This window comes from Mesorhizobium sp. M1A.F.Ca.IN.020.06.1.1 (assembly GCF_004023265.1).
Taxonomy (GTDB): domain Bacteria; phylum Pseudomonadota; class Alphaproteobacteria; order Rhizobiales; family Rhizobiaceae; genus Mesorhizobium.
Genome location: NZ_RZSR01000522.1, coordinates 1 through 4,224, shown reverse-complemented (window position 1 = coordinate 4,224; position 4,224 = coordinate 1). Strand labels below are relative to the sequence as shown.

Sequence of the window (4,224 nt, the reverse complement as noted above, 5' to 3'; positions counted from 1 at the left end):
CCGCAACAACGAATTCTTTACCAAGAAGCTCGGCCTGCGCCGGGTGAAGAAGACCGTCAATTTCGACGCACCGGACGTCTATCACCTCTACTATGCCGACGAGTTCGGCACGCCGGGCTCGGTGATGACCTATTTCCCGTTCCCCGACATCGGCAAGGGCCGGCATGGGGTGGGTGAGGTCGGCACCACCGTCTTCTCGGTGCCGGAAGGCACGCTCGGCTATTGGGAAAAGCGCTTCGCCGACGAGGGCGTCAGCGGTGTTGGCCGCAGCGAAAGCTTCGGCGAGAAGCGGCTTGCCTTCACCGGCCCCGACGGCGACAGTTTTGCGCTGGTCGAAGACAAGGCCGACGGCAGAGCGCCCTGGGTGAAGGGCGGCGTCCCCGCCGATGAGGCGATTCGCGGCTTCCACTCGGTCGCGCTGAGACTGAAGGACGGCGGCGCCACCGAGGAGCTGCTGAAGTTCATGGGCTATGAAGAGGTCGACAAGTCCGGCAACATCCGCCGGATGGCGATCAAGAACGGCAACGGCGCCGACGTCGTCGACATCGAATCGCTGCCGGGCGCAGGCTTTGCCAATCTCGGCGCCGGCTCGGTGCACCATGTCGCCTTCGCGGTCGAGGATCGCGCTAGGCAGCTCGAAGTGCGCAAGGCGCTTGTCGACACGGGTTACGGCGTGACGCCGGTCATTGATCGGGACTATTTCTGGGCGATCTATTTCCGCACGCCGGGCGGCGTGCTGTTCGAGGTGTCGACCAACGAGCCGGGCTTCAACCGCGACGAGGACACCGCGCATCTCGGCGAGGCGCTGAAGCTGCCGACGCAGCATCAGCATCTGAGACCCTATCTCGAACAGCATCTGCAGAAGCTGGAAGACTGACGCCATGAGCAAGAACGCCTACATCCACAAAGTGCTGCCCGGTTCGCCGGGCAGCGCGCTGCTGTTCGTCTTCCACGGCACCGGAGCCGACGAGAACCAGCTTCTGTCCTTCGGTCGCGAGCTCGCGCCTTCGGCGACGATAGTCTCGCCGCGCGGCGATGTGTCGGAGCAAGGTGCCGCCCGTTTCTTCCGCCGCACCGGCGAAGGCGTCTACGACATGGACGACCTCGCGCGGGCGACGGCCAAGATGGCCGGCTTCGTCAAGGCGCATGTCGAGGCGGCAAAGCCCTCGGCGGTGTTCGGCCTCGGCTATTCCAACGGCGCCAACATCCTGGCCTCGGCGGTGTTCGCCGAGCCAGGACTGTTCGATGCCGCGGCGCTGATGCATCCGCTGATCCCGTTCGAGCCGCAGGTGCAGGGCAGCCTTGCCGGGCGCCGCATCCTGATCACGGCCGGCAGGCGCGACCCGATCTGCCCGCCGAACCTGACAACGCGGCTGGAGGCCTATTTGCGCGCCGACGGGGCCGATGTCACAGTGGAATGGCACAACGGCGGGCACGAGGTGCGGCCGAATGAAATCGAAGCGGCGCGGCGGCTCTTTGCCCTCTCGCTCGTCGGCGCAGGAGGCAAGAAAAATGGCTGACCAGCTGCCTGAGATCGAACTGGAAGATCGCGGCTCCAAGGGTCGCTACCTGCTGCGCGGACCAGGCGGCGCCGAGGCCGAAATGACCTTCACCAAGGTCGGCGAGCACCAGCTCATCATCGATCACACCGAGGTGCCGGATGTCTTTCGCGGCCAGGGCGCCGGGCTTCGCCTGGTAGCCCGCGCCGTCGAGGACGCGCGCGCGGCGGGCAAGAAGATAATCCCGCTCTGCCCCTTCGCCAACGCCCAGTTCCGCCGCCATCCGGAATGGGCCGACGTGCTGAAATAGTAGCACTTGTCTTCCCCTTCTCCCCCGGGGAGAAGGGGGCCGCGAAGCGGCCGGCTGAGGGGAGTTCCAGGGAAAACCGACGTCTCACTCCGCTGCAGCGCCCCGAACCGTCTCGGCGCTGCGCGCCGATCCATCGCCGCCGGGGGCGAGCGACGCGTCTCGCCCAGCCATAAATGCGAACACGCGTCTGGCATTTGCGCAGTTCGGCCATCTTGCCTAATTAGACAGATCACCTGGGATTCTCCCGCCCCGATCCGCCACCTCAAAAAAGCGAATGGCCTGATGACCGAATCCGACCTCATTCCCGTTTTCGATGGCCACAACGACACGCTGCTCAGGCTCTACCAGTCGAACGAAGCCGATGTCGAAAAGCTGTTCATCGAGGGCACGCCGGGCGGTCACATCGACATGCCGCGCGCCAAAAAGGGCGGTTTTGCCGGCGGCATGTTCGCCATCTTTCCGCCGCCGATCGAAAAGACCAAGCGCAGCGCCGTGCCGCCGGCGCCGAGCGACAACGAACCACTGCCGCCGGAACTGCCGCGCGCCGAGGCGGTCACGTCGACCATCGGCATGGCCTCGATCCTGTTCAGGCTCGAGCGCGCCGGCGCGCTCACGGTCTGCCGCAGCGCCGGTGATGTGCGCGAGGCGATGGCGAATGGCTCGATCGCCGCGGTGTTCCATATCGAAGGCGTCGAGGCGATCGATCCCGAACTTGCCATGCTCGACGTGCTCCATGCCGCCGGGCTCCGCTCGCTGGGAATCGTCTGGAGCCGGCCGAACGCCTTCGGCAACGGCGTCCCGTTCCGCTTTCCCTCGTCGCCCGATACCGGGCCGGGCCTGACCGACGCCGGCAAGGCGCTGGTCAAGGCATGCAACCAGCTCAGGATCATGATCGACCTCTCGCATCTCAATGAGAAGGGTTTTCGCGATGTCGCCGCGCTCAGCGATGCGCCGCTGGTCGCGACCCACTCCAACGTGCATGCGATCTGCGGCCATTCGCGCAACCTCACCGACTGGCAGCTCGGCGCGATCCGCGAAACGGGCGGCATGGTGGGCCTGAACTTCGCCACCGGCTTCCTGCGCGAGGACGGCCGCATGAATGCCGACACCAGCCTCGACATCATGCTGCGCCACATCGAGTCGCTGTTGCAGGCGCTGGGCGAGGACGGTGTCGGTCTCGGATCCGATTTCGACGGTGCCATGATCCCGGCGGTGATCGGCGACGTGGCAGGCCTGCCGAAGCTCCTCGATGCGCTCGCCGCTCGCGGCTTCGGGCGCGCGCTGATCGAGAAGATCGCTTATCGGAATTGGCTGCGTGCCCTTGAAAGGACGATCGGATAAAGTGACAATCTTGGACGTTCGGAATTGGGCCAGAACGCTCCCCCAACGTCGTCATCCTAGGGCGAAGCAGGAGCGCAGCTCCGTCGCGCTGCGGGCTTACGCACCCAAGCGCTTAAGCCATTCCTTGCCGACACCGCGGTCGCGGATGATCGGCAAGGGGTCTTCATGGTCGAGCCGAGCGCAGATGCGGTAGACCTCCAGCGTGTCGGCATCCATCTCGCCGCGCTTGAAGAAGAACATCGCCGCCGCATAGCGGGTGCGGCCGGACCACATCTCGCCGAGCGGCGTGTTGACCAACTGCCACTGCTCGGTCGCTTCCGCCTCCGCGTCCAGCCTGTCCGCATCCCCTTCCACGTCAAAAATCCGCCGGCGGGTTGGCGGTGCGGCGGTCGAGCTTGATGAACGGCCGCGGCACCACTTTCGCCCGCTTCATCAGCTTCTGGTACCGCAGCTCGCGCAAGGCGTAGATCTCGACCCAGAGGTCGTCGACGACCCTATCGCCGTAAGGCCGTTGCAAGGAGGCGATGGCGATGTTGCGCTTGGCCATGGGCGACCACATCGCCGCGCTGACGAGCCCGACCTCCCGGCTCTTCTTCCAGTAGACGATGGCGTGCTCGGCCGGGATGTTGCCTTCGATCTCCAGCCCGACCAGCACATGGCGCAGCTGCTTCTTCGCCCGCGCTTCGAAGATGGGGCGGCGGCCGTTGAAGTGGCCTTTGTCCGGATCGACCATGAAGCCGAGGTCGATCTCGTCCGGCATGCGCAGGCGGTCGGCACGGATGGCGTGCTCGGCAGTGGTGAAGTCGGCATTGGCGACGATCAGCCCGGCTTCTAGCCGGGCGCGATTGAGCGCCGTGTAGCCGATGGCGCGGATGCCGCGCAGCCCGCCCGCCGCCATCAGCCGGTCCCATAGGCTCAACGCCTTGTCCGCCGGCACGAACAGCTCGTAGCCGAGATCGCCGGTGAAGCCGGTGCGCGATATGGTGACGGCAGCGCCGTCATGCGCGAAGTCGGCGAGGTCGAAAACCTTCAGCCGCTCGATGCCGGCAAAGCCGGCGTCGCGCAGGATGGCGA

The 4,224-nt window shown here is 65.8% G+C and carries 6 protein-coding genes; 4 read left to right on the top strand and 2 right to left on the bottom strand.

Annotation, left to right across the window (positions count from 1 at the left end; genetic code table 11):
• From EOA60_RS21335 to EOA60_RS21320, 4 genes are all read left to right on the top strand, one after another.
• The coding region (locus EOA60_RS21335) for a VOC family protein (protein ID WP_128311834.1) at positions 1-877 on the top strand (877 nt) is incomplete at its 5' end.
• Between the two features lie 4 nt (positions 878-881).
• On the top strand, positions 882-1,520 hold the full coding sequence (locus EOA60_RS21330; RefSeq protein ID WP_095824024.1) for an alpha/beta hydrolase: 639 nt from the start codon (positions 882-884) through the stop codon (positions 1,518-1,520).
• Complete coding sequence (locus tag EOA60_RS21325) at positions 1,513-1,809, top strand: GNAT family N-acetyltransferase (protein ID WP_095778179.1); 297 nt, start codon at positions 1,513-1,515, stop codon at positions 1,807-1,809. Before EOA60_RS21330 ends, EOA60_RS21325 begins: the two co-directional genes overlap by 8 nt.
• A gap of 282 nt (positions 1,810-2,091) precedes the next feature.
• The gene (locus EOA60_RS21320) at positions 2,092-3,150 is read left to right on the top strand and encodes a dipeptidase (RefSeq protein WP_095824023.1); all 1,059 of its coding nucleotides are present in this window, start codon (positions 2,092-2,094) and stop codon (positions 3,148-3,150) included.
• 96 nt (positions 3,151-3,246) lie between these two features.
• On the opposite strand, the gene EOA60_RS21315 is transcribed toward EOA60_RS21320, so the two are convergent.
• Together EOA60_RS21315 and EOA60_RS21310 are read right to left on the bottom strand one after the other, a co-directional pair.
• Positions 3,247-3,504, bottom strand: a complete 258-nt coding sequence (locus EOA60_RS21315) for a hypothetical protein (protein ID WP_095824022.1) — start codon at positions 3,502-3,504, stop codon at positions 3,247-3,249.
• A gap of 1 nt (position 3,505) precedes the next feature.
• Positions 3,506-4,224: glycine cleavage T C-terminal barrel domain-containing protein (locus EOA60_RS21310; RefSeq protein WP_164899444.1), on the bottom strand; the 719-nt coding region annotated here is incomplete at its 5' end.